This window comes from Njordella aestuarii, from assembly GCF_056494165.1.
In genome coordinates this window covers 2855812-2877199 of record NZ_CM151397.1, presented here as the reverse complement: position 1 = coordinate 2877199, position 21388 = coordinate 2855812, and the positions used below count along the sequence as shown (strand labels likewise).

The following is a 21388-nucleotide window of genomic DNA, read 5'->3' as shown; positions in this document are numbered from 1 at the left end:
GATTGCTTTCTGGTGCACTAGCAATTCAAATTGATAGGAGTGTGAATGAAGGAATCTGCTTGAAAGAATACCTAAATGCGAAACTCTCTCCCATCGTGTCTGCTAGCCTGCTTCGTTATCTGTAGTTCATTTCCATGTTATGCCGCAGACGAAATTGAATCGTCGATTCGAAATGTTGTTTTTCGGATTGATGTAAAGTCACGATTTCCTCAACTGATGGAACCGTGGGCGCGGCAGCCTGCTAAACAAAGCTCTGGATCGGGATTGTTGATTGAGGGCAATCGCATCGTAACCAACGCGCATGTTGTCGAGTTTGCGACGCAGGTCTATGTAATGCCGGACGATTCCGATCAGCAATGGAAGGCAAAGGTTACGCACGTCGCGCCGATGATGGATCTAGCGATTCTGGAATTAGAAGACCCGACCAACTTGGGCGAACGCCGTCCCCTCGAGATGAATGCGACCCGAATTAGCGTGGGATCAGACGTTACAGTCTATGGCTATCCGGTTGGCGGAGAGCGACTCTCGATGACGAAAGGAATTGTCTCGCGTCATGATTTTAGATTTTACCCACCATACGAAATCGGTTTGCGAACACAAATCGACGCCGCGATAAATCCAGGCAACAGCGGCGGACCGGCTTTGCAGGGAGACAAAGTCATTGGACTTGCCAACGGACGTTTAACTCAATCAGATAACATCGGGTTCATCATTCCGGTGGAAGAAATCGAAATGTTCTTGCAGGATATCGACGATGGGAAGTTTGACGGGCAATTGTTCTTGTGGGATACAGCCTCGACCGTCGAGAACAAAGCGCAGCGAAGAAAACTGAAGCTGGACGAGGGCGAAGGTGGTTTGCGAATTGAAATGCTGGACACCGACTTCGAAGACTATCCATTGCAAGTCGGCGACGTGATGACGAAGATCGGCGAGTTTCCTCTCGATCTAAACGGCAACGTTCGTGTTGACGATCAGGTTCTGGTCAGCGCGCGTTACGCCTTTCCCCGATCAGTTGTGGACGGGAAGGTTCGAATAAGCATCATTCGCGATGGAGAACGTTTGGAGCTTCAGGTACCAGGAGCCCCAATCTACGCCAAAATTTGTCAACCATTTCACCATCGTTACCCTGAGTACGCCATCTTCGGGCCACTCCCGTTCACACCGGTATCTTTTGAGTTCGTATCGGCAGCGTCATCACTGGAGAACGTTTCATCCCTGTTGACTCGAGTATCCAATCCGGTTGTTACGAAGTTTGCAGCCAACCGCGGTTCACCCGACGAAGAGCTTGTTTTAATTCCCGGCACTCCCTGGTCGCATCCACTGATGAAAGGTTATGGCTCTCCGTACATGTACGTTGTTGAGTCGGTCAACGGCGTCAAGATTCGAAACTTGAAGCATTTGGTAGAAATAATCCGTGACTGCACTGAAGACTACTTAGAGTTCGATTTTGCAGGTAACACTGCGGAGACTTACATCTTTGATCGCCAAGAGTTTTTGGACTCTACGGAAGACATTCTGTCTGACAACAACATTCGAGATCAGTTCTCTAGCAGTATGCGGGATGTATGGGAAGCTCGCAACGACAAGGACTAAATGCCGTTTCTTTTAACAGATAGCTAAAACCATCATTTAGTCTGTTAGCAGAAAACGAAAAGCTTAATCTGGTTCAACCGCGTTTTAAGAGCGTGTCCCGAAATTGGCGTGTGCATAAAAAATTGCTATGAAACCGATTTGAAAAATCGCATAACAGAGTCATAGCGAGATTCGCACTTGCTCGACTCACTGATGGCATCGCTCACCCTCACGCGAATTCAATTGGCAGAAGAATGAAGGCAGATGAATGGATTGCGCATCATTCTCTTGCCTTCATTCTCCTGCCATTATCTGATTCTTTCAAACAGGGTGCCAGTAAAGGGACGAGCGTCGGTTCATGGGTTGGCGATCGGACAATCAACTGAGTTGCCGACTTAAGATTTGAAACGCAGAGACGCTGAGTGCGCAGAGGACCTGCAGAGCTGTTCTTTCTGCGTCCTCTGCGTCTCTGCGTTTTCAATTCTTTGAGTTAGAAGCTTATTAGGGCAGAGGGCGTATCGCAGGTTGAACCATCAAAGTTTGATGTTCAATGAATTATGCATCGGTTCAACTTACTGATGGCATCGCTCACCCTCACGCGAATTCAATTGGCAGAAGAATGAAGGCAGAAGAATGGATTGCGCATCATTCTCTTGCCTTCATTCTCCTGCCATTATCTGATTCTTTCGAACTGCGTACCAGTAAAGCGACGCGCATCAGTTCATGCGTTGGCGATTGGCCAATCAAAGAAAAATCACACTAAGCCATCATTGGAATCACGATGATCGCATTGATATTGAAGAGGCTAGAAAAAGTCCGAAATCAATTTCGGGACACGCTTTAAGCGAACGCAGCGACGGAAGCTGTACAGTACAGATGCGACATCAGAGCGGCGACTTCGATGGTTGTCCAGCGATTTCGCGAACTAGCTTCGGAACACCATAGCCCGGTAGCGCAGTCCGCAATCGATCGATGATCTGAACACCGTTTTGCTCTTGAGTCTCAAACCGCTCCGCCCCACGAACGCGGTCCAGTTGGTGTAGATAATAGGGTAGCACGCTAATTTGAATTAGACGTTCGCATAATTCGAGCTGGGCTTCCCAAGTGTCGTTGATACCCCGCAATAAAACCGCTTGGTTCAAGACCATGCAGCCTGCATTGCGAATGCGTTGGATCGCCGCGACGACTTCAGCATCGATTTCGTTCGCGTGGTTCACATGAATCACGACCCAAGTTCCCAGTCGCGTTTTCCCCAGGAGCTCGATGAACGCGTCGGTCACTCGCGAAGGCAAAACGACTGGCAGGCGGGTGTGGATCCGCAAACGCTGCACGTGGTCGATGGAGGCAATCTCGTCGCAAAGACGATCAAGCGTCGCATCGACCAAGGTTAGCGGATCGCCGCCAGACAAAATGACTTCGCGGATCGTGGGCTCTTGGCGGATATAATCCAGTGCCGGCTGGAATGCTGCGACGCTATGTGGCATTTGCGAGTAAGGAAAATTTTGCCGAAAGCAGTATCTGCAGTGAATCGCGCAGGCGCCAGTCGTCACCAAAAGGACTCGCCCCGCGTATTTGTGCAGCAGTCCATCGGCAACGATCGCTTCACAATCGCCGACTGGGTCCAGCGCAAATGGTTCGGTTTGTTCCGACTGGCCTTCTTGGAGAGTGGTCGGCCAAACTTGCTGCAGAAGCGGATCAGCCAGGTTTCGCTTTTGCATTCGCTGTGCGAAAGGCCTCGTCACCAGCAGTGGGAACCCGTTTTGCACAGCCTGGCAGGCTTCGTCGATCGCACTGCGCGGTAGTTCGAGGAATTCACCGAGCGTTTCCGGAGAGCGGAAGGCCAGTTTGAGTTCATGCCGCCAGGATGCATCCAGCGGGCTATCGTGCGGTTTTAGCATATTTTCAGTAGGTTTGCCGCGTTCAAGAGAACTTCGTGATAAGAGTTTTGGAGCAAGTGGGGCGAGGAATTTTGTAACCTACTGGCAACATACGAGTAAGCGGCTAAAATCTGCCGCAGTTTCGCGGAGCACGATGTTTTCGCTACCGTTCGACGATAGGTTACTCGCTTTACTTTGGACATTCTACGTGGCAACTTACAAAACTAGCGATCTTAAAAAGGGACTGAAGGTCCAAATTGACGGCGAGCCTTACTTGTTGAGCGAAGTGTTTTTCGTCAAGCCAGGGAAGGGTAACGCCTTATACAAGTGCAAGCTAAAGAACCTGATCCGCGGCACAGTTCTCGACCGAACGTACAAGGGCGGTGACGAACTGGAGGTGGCTGACGTCGAAGAAATTGAAACGCAGTTTCTTTACCAACAGTCCGAGACTTTCGTGTTTATGGACAACGTGTCCTTCGAGCAATACGAGCTTACTGCTGATCAGGTCGACGACAACTGGAAGTACCTTAAAGAAGGTCTGGCCGTTGCCATGGTGCTCTACAATGGAAACCCGATCACTCTGACGCCTCCGTCGCATATCGAATTGCGTGTCGTGGAAACGGATCCAGGCACCAAGGGTGATACTGCGACGAACGTGACCAAGCCTGCGAAAACGGAGACCGGTGGCGAATTCTCTGTTCCTGGTTTTATCAAAGAAGGCAACGTAATCAAGGTCGATACGCGAACCGGCGAATACGTCGAACGCGTCAGCATTACGTAGAATTTGCGGACTTACTTGTCAGCAGACAGTGACATCGTCGCTCCGCCTCGCGTTTGCCCGAGGTGGAAGCAGGCTCGATATAAGTCCAGTCTCTAACAAGTTTTAGATGCCGTCACTGGCCAGGGTTGTTTCTAGAGCAATTCGATTTGAAACGCAAGATTTGGCTGATAGATGCTCGCTCAGTCAGACTGAGTCGACCAATATCAACATCGTCGCGGACTTTCGCTCTTCTGGGAAAGACCTAGATGGTTTCCCGCAGCGTGGCGTAGCTTAGATAAGCGATTATTCCAGCGCTGACGACAAAGACGATATCCATCGTCATGTTATGTCCGCCGAACGGCGCCGCACTCACGCCCGCCATCGATAATACGAGGTCGAGCAAGAATAGGAGCGCAATAAGGCCGGATAGGATCAAGCCTATTATGCACAATACCCTTGGCATCAACACCCTCGATGTAACGACTAGAACGCTGTTGGAATCACAAGTTGGAATAGCCGCGGGTTAGTATAATTGAACTTTTTGCAGTGTCACCTACGGACACGAATTCCGCGCGTCTTTTCGTAAATTGCTGTGTAGTTCGCAATTACTTTGGTAAAACGCAGCGAAACAAAACCCCGCCTCCTGTCATAACTTACTTGCACAATGCCGGAATTTCGATCGAAACCTGAATCTATTTCACAAAAACTGCGGTCGCAAATGCCGGTTATAGCGGATTATGCGTATTTTGATCACGCCGCAGTTGGGCCGCTGACCCTAGCGGCCACGACCGCGATCGAACGCTGGTTGTTGCAAGTGTCGACTTCCGGCGACGTAAAATGGCTCGATTGGTCGCGGGGGATCGACCAGACGCGAGCATCCTGTGCGACCCTGATTGGTGCCGATCGGGCGGAAATTGCACTGATTCCAAGTACTACGTATGGCATCAATATCGTCGCGAATGGCTGGAATTGGCAACCCGGCGACTCGGTGATTGTGCCCGCCAACGAATTTCCTAGCAACTATTTGCCTTGGAGTGGATTAGCTGAACGCGGTGTCGCGATGCGGTTAGTTAAGCCGCAACCCAACGGCGCGATCTTAGTCGACGATATCATCGATCAGATCGATGCGACAACGCGAATGATTTCCGTCAGTTGGGTTGGCTACGTCACTGGCTACCGAATCGATTTGCAAGAGCTCATCGGGCGGGCGCACGAGAAAGGCGTGTTTGTCTTTGTCGACGCGATTCAAGGACTGGGCGTATTTCCGATCGATGTCAAAAAGCTTGACGTCGACTTTCTCGCCGCGGATGGTCACAAATGGATGTTAGGTCCGGAAGGCGCTGGGATGCTGTATATCAACCACAAGCATCTCGAAGGAATCCAGCCGCAGATGATTGGTTGGAATTCGGTTGAGAGCTCTGGTACGTTCAGTAACGCCAATACAAAATTGAAGCCGACGGCTGGTCGCTTCGAAGGCGGCACTACCAACATGGTCGGCATGCTTGGATTCGGAGCATCCGTGCAGACGCTGATCGACCACGGATGCAGCGATCCTACCAGCGGCTTCCAAAACTCAGTTTTAGATACAGCGGCCTATGCGCAAGATTGCTTAGAGAAATTGGGCGCCGAGGTTTTTCGTGATCATCCGGTAGAGAATCACTCGGGAATCATTTCATTTCGCTTTGCCAATATCGATAGCAACAAGATTCGAAACTGCTGCATGTCGCAAAACGTCGTGCTCAGCGTCCGCAGTGAAAAGCTCCGCATCGCAGTCCATGCATACAATAATGCTGCTGACGTCGATCGACTCATTTCTGCCATTAACCTTGCGATTTCAGACTAACTGTAGCCCTAGGGCTGCTTTAAACCAATCCGTGATGTGATAAGCTTTACTCTTCCCACTCCAAAAACTCAAAATGTGAGCAAATCAGAATGGACAACAATCCCGTAAATCCATTTGAAGCGTCTTATACACAAACTGGTTTGCCAACGGGCCAGGATTACGCGGCGCAGTACGATCTACCCTCAACGCAGCCATCGGGAATTCGTGTAATCGGCATTGTCTATGTCGTGTTTGGCGCGCTCGGTCTGCTAGGTTTGATAATAACCATCGTCAACTTTTTAATTATGGGCTTCATGTTCACGGCAAACGCGTCGACAGAGGAGACGATGCGGCAAAGTGTGGCTTACAGCGATTCCCCTGAAACTCACCAAGTGAATCTAGTAAATGTCAATCGGCTGGCGCTTCAAGATGAATTAGAGCCATCGGCGACGATTGAGGAAGGTGACGATTCGTTATCCGATTCGGGCTTGGGTGACCCAGTGGACAATGCCATCGATCGTAACGCGAGAATGGAGCGACAGACGCAAGAGTTCCAGGCATCTTTTCGCAAATTGATGATTTATCAAATTCCGCCAATGATACTCTCAACGATTGTTTCGATCCTGATGCTGGTTTCTGGTATAGGACTGTTGATGTCACGACTTTGGGGCGCAAAACTGGGAGTGATTGCATCTTATGCCGGGATCTTCAACTATGTAGTAACATTCGGAATTACACTACTAACTTACGGCGACAATCCCGCGTTAGGGATGATGCAAGACACACAAGGCGTTAGCGCTGCTCAGATGCAAGGCTTGGTCCAGACGTTTACGATCATCGGATTGGTCATCGGACTAGTCTTCTACTTGTTGTTTGGCGCATTGTATTTGTGGATCGCTTCTTATCTGCGCAAGCCGCATGTTCGCGCATTCTTGCACTAAACACCATTGTTTGTGTCCTTTAGCGATTTCAATTATGAGCAATCCGTCCGACCGACTTTGTGCGCGCATCGCCGTTTATACTGGCTCGTTTGATCCTGTAACGCTCGGCCATTTGCACATTATCGAACGCAGCGCACAGCTTTATGAGACTTTGGTGATTGGAATCGGGATCAATGCAACCAAGCAATCTCTATTTTCGATCGATGAACGGCTCGAGATGATCCGCGAGGTGACGCAACATATTCCGAATGTGAAAGTCGATTCGTTCGATGGACTGGCGGTCGATTTTGTTCGTCGTTGCGGTTCCTGCGTGATGGTCCGCGGCGTGCGGCCGCTGACCGATATTGCGGCAGAATTTACGATGATGATGGCCAACCGGCAGTTGGACGATCAAATCGAAACCGTGTTTCTGATGGCCGATGAACAGTTTGCGCACGTGTCAAGCTCGCTGATCAAGCAAGTCGCAGCACTTTCCAATGGTCGCGCGCTTGAGAAATTCGTACCTGCATCAGTTGTCAAACCACTTATTGCAAAGACTACCGGAAGCGCCCAATGAGCGATTCGGTGCGAACCGGTCTAGATGCGAGTCAGCCATGCGTTGCCGCCGCTGGAACTTTGCGGCCGCATGACCCAAACTTTGAAATAGAATTTGAACGCGGCAACGGGAGCACTCTGTATGACTGCCACGGCAAGGATTATATCGATCTAGTTTCCGGCTACTCGTCCAATAATTTTGGCCACGCGCACCCGCAGTTGATTGCCCGAGCATCTGACCAACTAAATTCGATTGGGCATCTGGTCGGACTCAGGCATCCAGAGCGAACCAAGCTTGAACAACGTTTGGCGGGTTTATACGGAGACGCGCAAACAACGCGAGTCTGGCTCACGACGACCGGAGCGCGTGCTGTCGAGCTTGCTTGGAAGGCCGCAATTGCCCGCAAGCCCGGGAAGATCGTGCATTTTGACCTCGGTTTTCATGGTCGTTCGATAGCCACGTCGCAAATCAGCTGTACGAGTCGGATTGCAATCGGAAGTTTTGAGATCGCGCCGCCACTAGCCTTTCCGCGCTGCACCCGCTGCCCGGTGGGTTCGGCTCCAAACACTTGTAAAGTTGAATGCCTCGACTCTCAATTCGAAGAGCTTACCGAACAAGCGTCTTCAATATCAGCAATTATCGTAGAGCCAGCCATTGGTGCGCGTGGATATTATTTCGCTCCGGTGCAAATGTTTCATAACTTACGTCGATTCTGTGACAAGCACGACATTTGCTTGATCAGCGACGAAATTCAGATGGGGATGGGGCGAATGGGCTCTTTGATGGTGTGCCGAGAGCAAGGTTGGCTGGCCGATCTGGTCGTTCTTGGCAAGAGCCTTGCAGGCGGTATCACTCCGTTGTCCGCAGTCGTCGGAAAATCAAAGTGGCTTGACGCAATTCAACCAGGAATTGAATCTGAAACCTTTGCCGCATCGCCGTTGGCTTGTGGCATTGCCAATGCGGCGCTCGATCTTTGCGATCAATTGAACCTGGGTGAACGAGCCAAAGACATCGGTCGAATTGTGTTAGTGCGACTGACTGACGCGTTTGAAGGTTTTTCAAAATCTGCCACAATAGAGGTCCGCGGTGCTGCAATCGTCATCGAGTTTAAGAGTGAAACACACCAAGCTACACTCGCAAGAAAATTCAGCGAGCTGGCTCGAGATCATGGCGTGCTGGTCCACCTGACCGGCGAATTTGAGGACCGTGTGGCAATCATCCCGCCGCTTACCATCACGACTGACGAACTCGAACTTGCGCTTCATCGATTGGAGAATGCGATCCGATCGTTCGAGCCGTCCGGTCAGCTAACAAACTCGCAAGACATTTTCAAATAACCGCTTAAACGAGACAAGTTGTGTCAAAAAATGGAATGTACCGCGTGTTACACACGGCGGATTGGCATTTGGGAAAAACGCTTTGTGATCAAAGTCGTGAAGATGAACATCGCGCGTTTCTCGCATGGTTGGCGCAGACGATTGTTGAGTTAGATGTAGATCTACTGCTCGTTGCCGGCGACATCTTCGATTCGGCCAATCCGCCGCACTCAGCAACCGCGATGTACTATGACTTTCTTTACAATTTGCATTGTCACGACCAATGTGATGTGGTTGTCATCGGAGGCAATCACGATTCGGCCAGACAGTTGGACTCCGTTGCGCCGCTCTTGCGCACGCATTGCGTACACGTAATCGGCGCGATGCCAGCGCAAGCCGAGGACTGTGTATTGCTGCTGCCAGACAGGAAAGCTCCCAAGATCGCCGTCGCGGCAGTCCCCTTTCTGAGGGACCGAGATGTTCGCGTTGGCCAGATTGGACAGACTGCGAATGAAATTCAAGCGCAACTGATTGATGGGATTGCGCGGCGGTACAACGAAGCATTTACCAAAGCAGCAGAACAGGCGCCGAATTTGCCGATCATCGCCACGGGGCACTTAACCATCGCCGGCTCAACCTCAAGCGAAAGTGAGCGTGAAATTCATATAGGCGGTTTAGGCGCCGTTACTTCGGATCATTTTTCGCCTGAATTTGCTTACATCGCGTTGGGGCACTTGCATCGACCGCAAACAACGAACGCCCAAGGCACGATGCGGTACTCAGGTTCACCAATCGCCTTAAGTTTTAGCGAGGCGAACGATTCCAAAGAAGTTCGTCTGCTAGATTTTGATACGAACAAGCTAGTGCACCAAGAGTCACTTTCCGTTCCACTGTATCGCAAGCTATTACGGTTGGCATGCCCGGCAGAAAAGGCAATCGAGTTCGTTTCAAATTACTCATGGCCTGAAATAGAAGGTGGCTGCTTTGTCGAACTTACGTTAGTTGGGGCTAGCGCTGTGTCGATTTCCGCAGACGCGATTCGCGCCTGTGTGACGAACCCGAATGTTCGCATCCTGCAAATTGTCATGGAGAATACAGCCTTGGACATTAGCCTTCGAGCTGGCGAAGTCGCCATCGAGGATGCAATTCGCGATCTGCGCGATCAACCGAAAGCGGTGTTCAAACGACGACTCGACGATCTTTCGGAACTGACTGCTTCGGATAAAGAGGCACTGCAGGTGGAATTCGACTGCTTGCTGGATGAAATGTTCACGGCGGAAGCTGGTGCATCACCGGAACAAATGCCATCACAGGAGTCAGCGACGTGAAAATTCAAAAAGTCATCTTCTCGAACCTCAACTCCTTGCGTGGCACGCACACAATTCCATTCGATTCAGGGTTGCTGGCAGACGTCGGCATATTTGCAATAACCGGGCCGACGGGAGCAGGCAAGTCAACGATCCTGGACGCTATCACGCTGGCTATGTTTGGTCGCGCTGCTAGGTATGCGGCGACGCCATCGCCAGCGGATATCATGAGCCGCGGGACGGCCGAAGCATCATCAGAGGTGCACTTCCAAGTAACTAATGGTACCATCTATCGCGCGTCGTGGCATCTGAAACGAGCTCGATTGAAAGCGGACGGAAAGATCCAAGCGGCCAAGAGATTTATCTACGACAGCGATGGCGTTGAGTTGGCTTCGGGAGTTCGCGATTGCGATAGCTTGATTGAGCAGATCGTCGGCCTAGATGCTGACCGATTTTTTCGTTCAGCCATGCTTGCTCAGGGCGAGTTCGCGAAGTTCTTGCGAGCCAACGACGACGAACGAGCGTCGCTATTGGAAAGCTTGACGAATACCGCTGTTTATTCACGCATTAGCGAACTTGCATTCACGCGGTTTCGCGATTGCGAGAAGGCTCTTGACGCAGAACGTGCTAAACTCGGGGCCATCGATTTGCTAACTGAAGAAATGATAGCTGCCAAAAACGAAGAAATTAGCGTCTTAAACGCTAAGAAGACAGCTACAGATGAACTTTTGAAACCGCTTCGTTTAAAAGTTGATCAGCTAACGCGAGCTACTTCTCTCGCGTCCGATATTGAGCAGTTGTTAGCAAAGCAAGCGAACATTAACGCCCAATCGCAGTCAATGCAACTCGAACGAGAGCTATTGCAAGGCCACAGCTCGGCTCTACTCTTTTTGCCCGAACTAACTGAAGTGAAACGACTCCATAAGCGTTTCGATCATGAACAGATTCAGTTGCAAGAACGACAAGCGAACCTGAACGACCAGCAGGCAAAATATGCTAACCTGATTCAGCATTCACTCCTGGTGGTATCGAGCAAACTTGAACGGGTGGACAATATCCTAGAAGCATTAAGGCTTCAAAAGGAATCAACGGAGCAGAATACCAGAGAAATTCATCAATGGTTGAACGATCGCAGCGACCTCGACCAACTCGGAAATCAGTTCTCGGAAATTCAAAATTTGGCAGCGGATGTAGACACGGAAAGCCTGCAAGTCCAGTCGCTTGTTAAGTCGAGTGCCGAAATACTTGCTGATTGTACGTCAGCAACCAAAGACTGCGAGGAAAATTCGGCTGAAGTGAAAAGCATTGAAAACTCGCTGGCTGAACAAGTTAAAGCACTCGACAATTTAAACCAGCAGTTCGCTAGTCAGTTTTCCGATCTATCAGTCGACCAGCTCAACAAAGAAATCGACGACGACGAAACTTTGCGATTGAAATTGATGGAGCTTGGCAATTTCCTGCGCCAGACGGAGAATCTATCGACAGATCAAACCGACGCGCAGAACAAACTGCAGTTGATAACGAAGCAAAGCGAAGAGTTCCAAAGTAAGGCAAGCGATTATGACAATGCCGTAGAAATCCTAGAGAACCTTGTTGCGTCGCTGCGGACCAATCTTCAACAAGCGACATTGATTCGCAGCCTTGATGAGCATCGCAGTTCGCTAGTCGCAGGCGAACCTTGCCCCTTGTGTGGTTCGCACGAGCATCCATTTGCACTCGAGACGGATTTCCCAGACGAGGATTCGACTGCGAAATCGCTCGCCGATGCCGAAGCAAAGCTCGAAGCTGCAGAATCGTTGCAACGCGACAACCAAATTAAGTTGGCTTCTGCTGCAAACCAGTGCAATGATCTGCAGGCACAGCTTGCAACGATCGTTAGAAAACTTGGATCACTGCGAAAAGAGCAGGAGTTTATATGCGCAAGGATTGCTGTCCAATGCGAGTCCCTACAAGCCGCCGAAGCGCTGATCATGGAAGTCGCTGAACGAATCCAGCGACGCAAGCGTAGCGTTGCCGACATGACTAAGACGCAACGCGAAATCGCAACTCAGCAACAACTCGTCGACAGCTTAACAGTACAAAAAACTGAAGCACTTCACCGCGGCGAGTTGTTTAAAACTGCGCTTGATAAATTGTATGCCAAACGCAACAACAACGATGTTGCTCTGCGATCGAGCGAAGCCGTTCTTCAGCAGCGACGGGTTGCATTTGTTGCAGCATTGCAGCCTTGGAAAAAGCACCTTGAGATGTCCGACTTGGATAGTTGCAGCGTCAAAATCGTTTGTGAAGAACTGCTGCTGCAAGTCTCAACTTACCGCAACAAGTTAGCTGAACTTGCAAAACTCGAGAAGTCATTGCGTGAATCCGTCGAGTCAGAAAAAGAGCAGTCCAATATCCGATGCGACTGGGAAAAAGTACGGTCGGTACTGACGACCAGTCGCGAGTCGCTTCCGACGGCAGCTTTTCCTGACATGGATGTTTGCACGGAGCCGTCGCTGGAAAACATGACGCAAGATGCATATCTAACCCAACACAGCACTGCTCGTGAGGCTTGGTTGAATGCTGCGACAGAGCTGAACATGCAGAAAAAGGCAACCGAAGATGCTAAATCTGATTGGGATAAGGCACGCTCTGCTTTGATAGAAAGTTTACACTCTAGTCCATTTACGTCGCGCGAAAATCTCGAGGGGGCGATATTACCAGACGATCGACGGACTATAATTCAACAGACTTTTGACGAACTTCAAAAGCAATTTGCGGAAGTGGCTACCAAGCTTTCGCTAAAACAAAGCGAGCTTGAACAGTTGCAGCAAGTCACTTCAGGCGAGCAATCAAACCTCAATGACTTGCAGACAACAATCGCTCAGTTGGAACAGGATGTCGAGGCATTGATTCGCCAACAGAGCGGTCTTCAGGAGCAGTTGAGGCAGGATACTGAAAATCGTTCGAAACAACAGGCAGGCTACGAGCGATTACAGGATGCGCTTGCGAAACTCGAAACGCGGCGACAGTTAAATGTCCTTATTGGATCGGCCGATGGTAAAAAGTTTCGAACGTACGCGCAGGGATTGGTGCTCGACTATCTCGTGAGCCATGCCAATGTGCATCTAAAGCGATTCTCGGATCGCTACCGTTTGTTACGCTCCGAAAGCGGTAAATTAGATCTTCAAATCTGCGATCTTCATCAGGCAAACGCGGTTCGTCCCATGGCCTCGCTCTCTGGCGGGGAAAGTTTCCTTGTGTCCCTGTCGCTGGCGTTAGGGTTATCCGAGCTTTCGGGATCAAATGTACAGATCCATTCGCTATTTATTGACGAAGGATTTGGTACGTTGGACCCCGACACACTTGATATTGCGATCTCCGCTCTGGAATCGCTGCGAAATAATAACAAAACGATTGGCGTAATTTCGCATGTTGAGTTGTTGAAAGAGCGGATCCGTGCTCAAATTCAGGTGACCAAATTACATAGCGGATGCAGTACACTAGAGATTGTGAATGGTTCTATCTAGCGACATCGCCGCTGATTCGAGATCCACGAAATTCATTGATAAGTTATGAACTCTCGCCAACTTATGGTTCCGATCGTGCTATTGATCGGAATACTGGAGACTGTCGGTCACGCCGACGATACGACTAGTAGACTAGTCGACCTGAAAACCGATCCTGTCCTTCCGATGGATACTAGCTCGATCGGAGAATGGACATTGATTAACGACAACACCACTCCGGTGCATTATCATGTCGACTGGAAAATTCAACTCAATTCACAGTTGATATCGCTTGAGCAAGTCGATGACACGTTGGGTATTGATCACGCTTTGAACGGAACTTCGAAGGTCGTCGTTGACGGGACGGATCATGGCGATGCGAAGTTGACCGATGGAAACGCTCACACTGGTTTTGAAACGAGTTGGGGAAATGGTTATCTCGAAGCGGTCGTTACGATTGATCTGGGGGAATCGCGTTCGGTTACGGCGATGGAGTGGGAAGCAGGTGATGCAAACTGGATTTGGAATGTCGATGTATCTGCTAGTCTGACTGGGGAAAACTACGAAAATATTGAAGCGCTGCAAAATATTGACCTTCATCAAAAATGGAGCAGGCAAAGCTTTCCGGATTTCCAGCAGGTCTCCGCACGCTTTCTCAAGTTCCGATTTCACAACAATGGAAAATCGACGAACATCATTCGACTGCCGATGAGCATTATGGTTTTCGATGGCAGCGCGAACGATCAAGTTACGATTCCCGAGGTCGGGCCAATCGTTCAGTCTGGCGAGTTTGAAGCGATGCTTGGCTCAGGAGCAAGCCGTTCCATACCAGCAGAGCTTGACCATTTGCTGCTCCCCGGATCGTATCTAGTCTCGTGGGAGACTAAAATCAACGGCGTGGCCCAATCCCATTGGAAGCAAATCTTTGTTAAGCCATCCCCCCGACCTGATAGTGCGGCGGTGCATCGATTCGGCATCAACGGTTCTTTGATTCAGTTGGTTGATTCATTGGCGGAATGTGGGTTTGGCTGGGTGCGTTTTGAGAATGGCAAATGGCAGATGTTCAGCGATGCGCGTGATCACTACGCATTTGATGGCTCCATCGCCCCCTGGCATGTCGATCAAGACCATATCTATTCAACTTATAATTCGAAAGGCCTCAAGGTATTGCCATACGTATTTCAAACGCCTGAGTGGGCCACTCGAGCAGGAGAGGACGTAAAGGAGAACCGAGCCGGGCATCCCCCCAAGGACAATGCTGATTACGGTGAAGCTATCTTCCAAATGGTTGCACGTTTCGGCAGCAAAACGCATGACGCTAGCAGCTTGAAGACTACAGATGGCAAGAGTGGCCTCAACTGCATTCAAGCGTTAGAGTTGTGGAACGAACCGAATTTGGTTGGACCATCTTGGGCACCTTTTGTTGGCACCGTCGATGAATATTTCGAATTGATGCGTGTAGGAGTCGAAGCAGCGCGACGCGCTGACCCAGAACTTCCAATCAGCAATGCGGGTTGGGCCGGGGTAGACCTTCAGACTGTCGCAAAGATGTCAGAGTACAAGTATGCGGACGGAGTTCGACCAATCGACTTGGTTGATATCGTCAATGTGCATTTTTACAGTGGTCGGGACAACCCTGAGACCAGCGTATTTGATCCTAATCAACGCGATGGACAGAGCGATTCAACAGCTCTGACCTTTCCTCAGCAAGTGGATGCACTTGTAAAATGGCGTGATGAAAATAATGCAGATGCGGAAATCTGGCTGACGGAAACGGGTAATGATGTTGGCGGCCCGATTGGACTGTCAGAACGTGATCAGGCAGCGAAACTTCCGCGCGTGATGATGTTATCGCTGGCAGGCGGGATTGATAAAGTTTTCATTTATCGGGAAAGTGGCTCCGATGCCACGATGCACGCTGGAGCTGGTTTGATGCGAAATGATTTTACGCTACGACCATCTTGGTTCACCGTCGCGAACGCTATACGCCAGTTACAAGGATTTGACGGAAAGGCAGAGCGGATTCCAACGGCAGACACTGCAACGTGGCTGCTCGTATGGAAATCAGAGACTAAAATGGTTATTGCCGGATGGACGATCGATGGCGATGCGAGTCACAAGATCTCGTCGTACATTCCGTTGGCAGATATTGAAACGGTCATTGACGCCTTTGGCTGTCCGGTGAAAGAATCACTCAAGCAGGATCTCGACGTTTCGCTTGGCGCATTTCCGAACTATATTCATATCCGATCTGGCAGCGAAACATGGCAACGTTTCCAATAAAGCTACCTTCGACCTCCATTCGACTAAATCTAGGATTAATCATGCTTAATTCGAACATTACATACAAGTGCGCTTTCGGACTACTGCTTTCGTTTGCGGCGTTCATTCCACTCCGAGCGGCGGAAGAGCTCACCGCTCAGCAAGTTGTGGAGCGGAGTGTAACAGCGTCTGGCGGCATGGATAATTATCGCTCGCTTGAAACACTAGCGTTCAATGGACATTTGAATATGCCAGGCATTGGCCTCGCTGGACCGTTTGACATCTACTATCAGGCTCCTGACAAAGTACTTATCAAAATCGAGCTAGGGAATGTGGCGACGGTCGAGCAAGGTCGCAACGGCGATGTTGCTTGGGAAAAATCAACGGCTACAGGAAGTCGTCGAGTTTCGTCCAACGAAGCTGACGAATTTCTAGAGTCAGTTGGACTGAAAGCGGTCTTCGAAATGGATTCGGTATACGAAGATGCGAAGATGGAAGGGATTGAGACGGTCGGTAAATCAGAGTGTTATAAACTTACTTTCAAACGCAAATCGAATGGCGAACGCGAAACGATCTACTATTCGACAACGACATTTCTGCCAGTAAAATCCGTCGCGAGTCGCACCTCCGCCGAAGGAGTTATGAAGGTCATCACTACTTTCAAAGAGTACAAGAAGTTTGAAGGACTTATGATCGCGGTCAAGCTGACTAATGAAATTCCGGAAATGAATTTGACTCAGGAAATTGAGTTCAAGAAAGTTGAGATCAACAAGCCGGTTGTTTCGTCGAATTTTGAAGTTCCGGACGAATTCGCTAAATCATCGAAATGATGCTCGCGCTTCATCGCATAAAGTAATACGCTGAAAGTGCAAATCCGATGGCAATGACAGCGTACCTAACCAAGTTCTTGTCAAAGCGCCGCGCCGTTCGCGCCCCTAAATAACCGCCAATGATCGCGGCGACGATCATTGGGAACGCGAGCCGCCAATTGATCATCCCGAACCAAACAAACAGTATGACAGAAATACTGTTGATGGCTGATGCCAGAATGGTCTTAATGCCATTCATCTGATGGATGTCGGATATGCCCATGAGTGCAAGGGAGCTGAGCATTAGGATTCCGATGCCCGCGCCAAAGTAGCCTCCGTAAACCGACACGACAAATTGGAAGCAGATGATAAGGTATTGAACCTTGGGCAAAACGGCATCATGAGATTTGCCGATTCCGGTCCATTTCGAAATGGCAGGCTGTAACAAGAACAGTAAGGTTGCCAATAGAATCAGCCAGGGGATCAACAGTTGAAATTCGTTTGGATCGCGTTTCGCTACGAGCCACGTTCCTACGCCAGCTCCCAGCAACGATGGAATCATCAAAGGCATAATCCAGTTTTTCATCCCGCGCAGATTCTTGCGATACCCCCAAGCTGACGCAAGCGAGCCTGGTAAGAGTGCAGACGTGCTGGTTGCGTTGGCGATCACCAGGGAAGTCGCCGACGGGCCAAGGACCCATACGAGCGCCGGAAAGGTCAACAGTGTCCCGCCACCTGCGATCGAGTTGATCATGCCGGCAAGCATCGACGCGAGGCATAGCACGAGAAATGATGTAATGGTCATCGGGCGAGACGCGTGTCCTTTTCGAGCCCTCATGCGTGGGCAACTTGCGTGGGCACAAAGCCAGTGGAGTTGGATAAAAAGTGCAATGCCGAAACTTTTTGCGCGATTATGTCACAGTCCAGCTTGCGGGCTAGAGTTTACCGATTTCCGCGAAACATCGCGAATGCGAAACTAGGATCGGCGGAAGAATCTATTAAGGCTGGCTATTGCAGGGCAGATTGATCTTTACTTTGCACTTTGACTTTTTAGATAATCTAGACGAACTCATCATCAGTCGTATAGCGTAAGCAGGAACATACCCTTGAAACAACGTCGAAAATTGTCGAAAAAGGTATCGACCTTTGTGATCTCCTGGGCCGTCGCCGTAGTGATTTTTGTGCTCCGTTGGACGTGTCGCGTTCGAGTCCACAACGACCATCGCGCGCAGATTTTGGCAAGTGGCCAAACGTACGTCTACGCAATACTTCACGCACATCAAGTGCCCTCGATAATGGACGCGGAACGTGGAGCGGCTGCGATGGTATCCCGCAGTACCGATGGTGAATTTGTTATACCTGCCATGAAGCTGCGAGGAATTGTGCCAATTCGCGGTTCAGGTATCCGTGCAGGCAAATCGTCGAAGGGCGGATTAGCGGCTCTTGAGCAACTTGTTGCACACGTTTCGGGCGGCAAGACGGCGTGCATTGCCGTCGATGGACCGGCGGGCCCGCGTGGTTTCGCACACAAAGGCGTTGCGGTTCTCAGCATGCGAACAGGGGCCGCGGTCGTTCCCATGGTCGCAGTGACTGCGAGGAAGTGGATCCTGAAAAAGGCGTGGGATCGTTTGCAGATACCGATGCCATTTACTCGAATCGATGGCTACTTTGGCGATCCCATGCACGCGTTTCCTGACGAAACATCTGAGCAGTTTCGCATTCGAATCGAGAACAAGCTTTTAGAGTTAGAAGCAGAGCATGATCCAAGCGAAGCCGTCTTCTCTTACCGGTCGCTAACCGATTGTCCTGACAGTGTCGCCACCACGTCCGTCGCCGCTTAGTCGACGCATGTTTGACGTTCTGCCAGAGAAAAAATCACAATTTGGACTGACAAAACGCGAAAAATGTGAATAAGATGTTCGGAATTCGCGATCTGGATTTTACAAAAGATCAGTGTCTTAATGCTGGGAAGCATTAAACAACGAAGCTTTTCTTGGCCCTGTGTGGTTTCAACGCCGGCCAAAACTCGGATTAGCACCGATACCGCTGTGAGTTAAGCGGTACGATTTTACACTGTTTCATCTACACATAGAGAATTATGAATCGTCATTCAAAGCCGCAAAGCGGTGAGGCTACGGGTCTACAACGACTGAACAAAGTATTGGCAGCAGCAGGTTTCGGTTCCCGACGTGGTGTCGACGAACTGATCGAGCAAGGACGGGTCGAAGTCAACGGGAAAGTTTGCGATGTTCTAGGCACGCAGATCGACGTTGAAACGGCGAAGGTATCGGTCGACGGCGAAGCGATCCGATCGATACGGCCGATCTATTATGCTGTCAACAAACCTGGCGGAGTGCTCTGCACGAACCGCGATCCGCAAGGCCGTCCACGCGTTGTCGATTTGGTTCCACAAGGTCCTCGTCTTTTCAGTATCGGTCGGCTCGATCGCAATTCAACCGGCCTGATTTTGTTGACCAATGATGGTTCGCTCGCCCAAACACTGACGCATCCAAAATATGGAGTGCGGAAGACTTATCGCGTCGTCGTCGTCGGCCACATCGACCAAGAGTCGCTTGAGAAACTTAAGAAGGGCATCTATCTTGCCGAAGGTCGCGCTCGAGTGGACGACGTTCGCATCAAACGCGTTCGTAAAGGAGCTAGCGAGCTCGAAATGGTCCTGAGCGAAGGCAAGAACCGCGAAATCCGACGTGTCTTTGCTCGCCTGGGCCACAAGGTTGTTATGCTACAACGTGTCGCAGTTGGCCCAGTAAAGCTTGGCAACCTTGCGGAGAGTGACTATCGCCCACTCACACGTTCTGAAGTCTCAGCACTTCAGCTCGCCGGCGCTCAAACGTTGCGTTCAACGAAGCCGGATCGCAAGAAGGTCAAGAAGAGCACGATGGATGGCGCCTTCGTGGCTGAAGGGAACGCCGTTATTGATGAAGATGACGAGAGCGATTCAAATGCTTCGGCTGAATATGGTGACGCCGACCTACCTGAGAATGTTCGCAAGGATGCTCGCTTCGTCAAAGACCCGTCGCAGATTCCAGCGGCGAATTGGGACGATGATGAAGAGTATGACTTGAGCGATACGCATGCTGACGAAATCGATCTGGATGCAGTGCTCAAAGATGACGATGACGAAGACGATTGGGATAGCGATTCAGCCGACGAGTTTGCTGCAAGTGCGACTGGCGAGCATGATGACGAAGAGGAAGAGAGCGACGGGGACAGCGATCCCGATGAATTCGACAGTGAAGTCGAAGACGACGACGATGAAGATGATACAGAAGATGACGATTCAGAAGATGAAGAAGGTATGACGGCGGCAGATCGTAAACTCCTAGCTTCTCTAGATGATGACGATGACGACGGCGAATCCCCAAACGATCTAGTGGGCGGCGACGCTATCTTGGTTCGCGATTCGGGACCAACGCGCAAGGGCAAAGTCGTCGACTTCCGCTCTGGCAATTTTGGCAAGAATCCACGTGGCGAAAAGCCATGGACTCCTTCGTTTGATCGAGCAGACCAAAACGAACGCAGTGGTCGTGTTCGATCCAATGAATCGCAAGATCCTCGTGATCGGGCGCCTCGTGGCGATCGTGGACCTAGTCGCGGTCGTCCTGATTCGCGTAACGATCGTGGAGGACAAGACGGTCGTCGCCCGAGTGGTCCACCTCGTCGCGACGGCGGTGGTCACGGCGGCCGCAGCGAAGGCGGTCCGCCACGCTACAGCGAAAGTCGCGGACCTCGCTCGGGTGAAGGACGTGGCTATGGCGATCGACCTCAGAATCGAGACGACCGGCCACGCGAAGGCAATCGCGGCGGCTATGCACCTCGCGGTGACCGCCCAAGTTATGGCGGGCGATCAGAGCGACCATCAGGACCACGTCGCGAAGGCGGCTATCAACCACGTGATGGACAAAGAGATGATCGCCGCGGCGGTTATCAAGGCGGTGAGAATCGCGGCGGCGGCTACCAAGGCGGACGCGGCGATCAAGCTAGATCCGGAGATCGCCCATCACGTCCGTACAGCAATGATCGAAACAACTCAAGTGATCGCGGTGGTCGACCTGAAGGTCGATCTCGCTACGAACGTCCTAGCGATGGACCTCGCGGCGGCGATCGGGGCGGTGACCGGAATTCAGATCGTGGCGGCGAGCGTCGCTACGGCGGTGGACGCCCTGAGGGTCAGAATCGCGGCGGCTACGGCCAAGATCGTGGTTATGGCCAACGCGACCAAGGCGGCGGAGGTGGCGGTGAACGACGTTACGGCGGTGGAAATCGCGATGACCGACGCAGTTCAGGTGGAGACCAGCGTTCAGGCGATCGGCCAGCATACGGCCAAGACCGACCGCGAAGCGGCGGCTACGGCGGTCGCCCCTCGGGTGCAGGCCCGCGTTCCGAAGGCGGCCCACGCGGTGGTTACGGTGGCGGACAAGGTGGCGGTTATGGCGGAGGCGCTGGACGTGGCCCGTCGCGCGGCCCCGGCCGTGGCGGCCCAAGCTCAGGGCCAAGCCGTGGTCCAGGTCGAGGTGGACCTAGTCGCGGACCAAGCCGTGGTGGGCCAAGCCGCGGACCAGGTCGTGGCGGGCCAAGCCGTGGCGGTCGCGATTAATTCGCCTTTGAAGGCTAAAGATCTTATTGAAAACAAAATGGCATTGCGATACTCCGCGATGCCAACTTTTTTGAAATGCTG

The 21388-nt window shown here is 51.1% G+C and carries 15 protein-coding genes; 12 read left to right on the top strand and 3 right to left on the bottom strand.

The annotated features are described in order from the left end of the window. The first annotated feature begins 75 nt into the window (after positions 1-75). A complete protein-coding gene (locus SH451x_RS11035; RefSeq protein ID WP_479362515.1) occupies positions 76-1593 on the top strand; it encodes a S1C family serine protease in 1518 nt (505 codons plus the stop codon). A gap of 863 nt (positions 1594-2456) precedes the next feature. On the opposite strand, the gene epmB is transcribed toward SH451x_RS11035, so the two are convergent. After that, positions 2457-3470, bottom strand: a complete 1014-nt coding sequence (epmB, locus tag SH451x_RS11030) for an EF-P beta-lysylation protein EpmB (RefSeq protein ID WP_479362514.1) — start codon at positions 3468-3470, stop codon at positions 2457-2459. Positions 3471-3657: 187 nt separating this feature from the next. On the opposite strand from epmB, the gene efp reads away from it, so the two are divergent. After that, the gene (gene efp / locus SH451x_RS11025; protein WP_479362513.1) at positions 3658-4230 is read left to right on the top strand and encodes an elongation factor P; all 573 of its coding nucleotides are present in this window, start codon (positions 3658-3660) and stop codon (positions 4228-4230) included. A 241-nt stretch (positions 4231-4471) separates the two neighbouring features. On the opposite strand, the gene SH451x_RS11020 is transcribed toward efp, so the two are convergent. Beyond that, positions 4472-4672: a hypothetical protein gene (locus SH451x_RS11020; RefSeq protein ID WP_479362512.1), complete on the bottom strand. Its 201-nt coding sequence runs from the start codon at positions 4670-4672 to the stop codon at positions 4472-4474. A 201-nt stretch (positions 4673-4873) separates the two neighbouring features. On the opposite strand from SH451x_RS11020, the gene SH451x_RS11015 reads away from it, so the two are divergent. From SH451x_RS11015 to SH451x_RS10980, 8 genes are all read left to right on the top strand, one after another. Further along, positions 4874-6052 (top strand): aminotransferase class V-fold PLP-dependent enzyme, encoded by a 1179-nt coding sequence (locus tag SH451x_RS11015; RefSeq protein WP_479362511.1) that lies wholly within the window; start codon positions 4874-4876, stop codon positions 6050-6052. An 89-nt stretch (positions 6053-6141) separates the two neighbouring features. Continuing rightward, positions 6142-6972 (top strand): hypothetical protein, encoded by an 831-nt coding sequence (locus SH451x_RS11010; RefSeq protein ID WP_479362510.1) that lies wholly within the window; start codon positions 6142-6144, stop codon positions 6970-6972. A gap of 34 nt (positions 6973-7006) precedes the next feature. Then, entirely contained in the window at positions 7007-7528 is a 522-nt protein-coding gene (coaD, locus tag SH451x_RS11005) for a pantetheine-phosphate adenylyltransferase (RefSeq protein WP_479362509.1), read from the top strand. After that, a complete protein-coding gene (locus SH451x_RS11000) occupies positions 7525-8844 on the top strand; it encodes an aspartate aminotransferase family protein (protein ID WP_479362508.1) in 1320 nt (439 codons plus the stop codon). The genes coaD and SH451x_RS11000 overlap by 4 nt, the downstream gene beginning before the upstream one ends. Positions 8845-8864: 20 nt before the next feature. Further along, positions 8865-10151: an exonuclease subunit SbcD gene (sbcD, locus tag SH451x_RS10995; RefSeq protein ID WP_479362507.1), complete on the top strand. Its 1287-nt coding sequence runs from the start codon at positions 8865-8867 to the stop codon at positions 10149-10151. Further along, positions 10148-13639 (top strand): AAA family ATPase, encoded by a 3492-nt coding sequence (locus tag SH451x_RS10990; protein ID WP_479362506.1) that lies wholly within the window; start codon positions 10148-10150, stop codon positions 13637-13639. The genes sbcD and SH451x_RS10990 overlap by 4 nt, the downstream gene beginning before the upstream one ends. A 45-nt stretch (positions 13640-13684) precedes the next feature. Continuing rightward, positions 13685-15901: a discoidin domain-containing protein gene (locus SH451x_RS10985; protein ID WP_479362505.1), complete on the top strand. Its 2217-nt coding sequence runs from the start codon at positions 13685-13687 to the stop codon at positions 15899-15901. Positions 15902-15942: 41 nt separating this feature from the next. Continuing rightward, the gene (locus SH451x_RS10980; protein ID WP_479362504.1) at positions 15943-16710 is read left to right on the top strand and encodes a hypothetical protein; all 768 of its coding nucleotides are present in this window, start codon (positions 15943-15945) and stop codon (positions 16708-16710) included. 10 nt (positions 16711-16720) lie between these two features. Here SH451x_RS10980 and SH451x_RS10975 read toward each other — a convergent pair whose 3' ends face one another. Further along, entirely contained in the window at positions 16721-17494 is a 774-nt protein-coding gene (locus tag SH451x_RS10975) for a sulfite exporter TauE/SafE family protein (protein WP_479362503.1), read from the bottom strand. A 301-nt stretch (positions 17495-17795) separates the two neighbouring features. Here SH451x_RS10975 and SH451x_RS10970 point away from each other — a divergent pair, with 301 nt between their 5' ends. Continuing rightward, positions 17796-18530: a lysophospholipid acyltransferase family protein gene (locus SH451x_RS10970; RefSeq protein WP_479362502.1), complete on the top strand. Its 735-nt coding sequence runs from the start codon at positions 17796-17798 to the stop codon at positions 18528-18530. 257 nt (positions 18531-18787) lie between these two features. Continuing rightward, positions 18788-21307 (top strand): pseudouridine synthase, encoded by a 2520-nt coding sequence (locus SH451x_RS10965; RefSeq protein WP_479362501.1) that lies wholly within the window; start codon positions 18788-18790, stop codon positions 21305-21307. Positions 21308-21388: the final 81 nt, after the last annotated feature.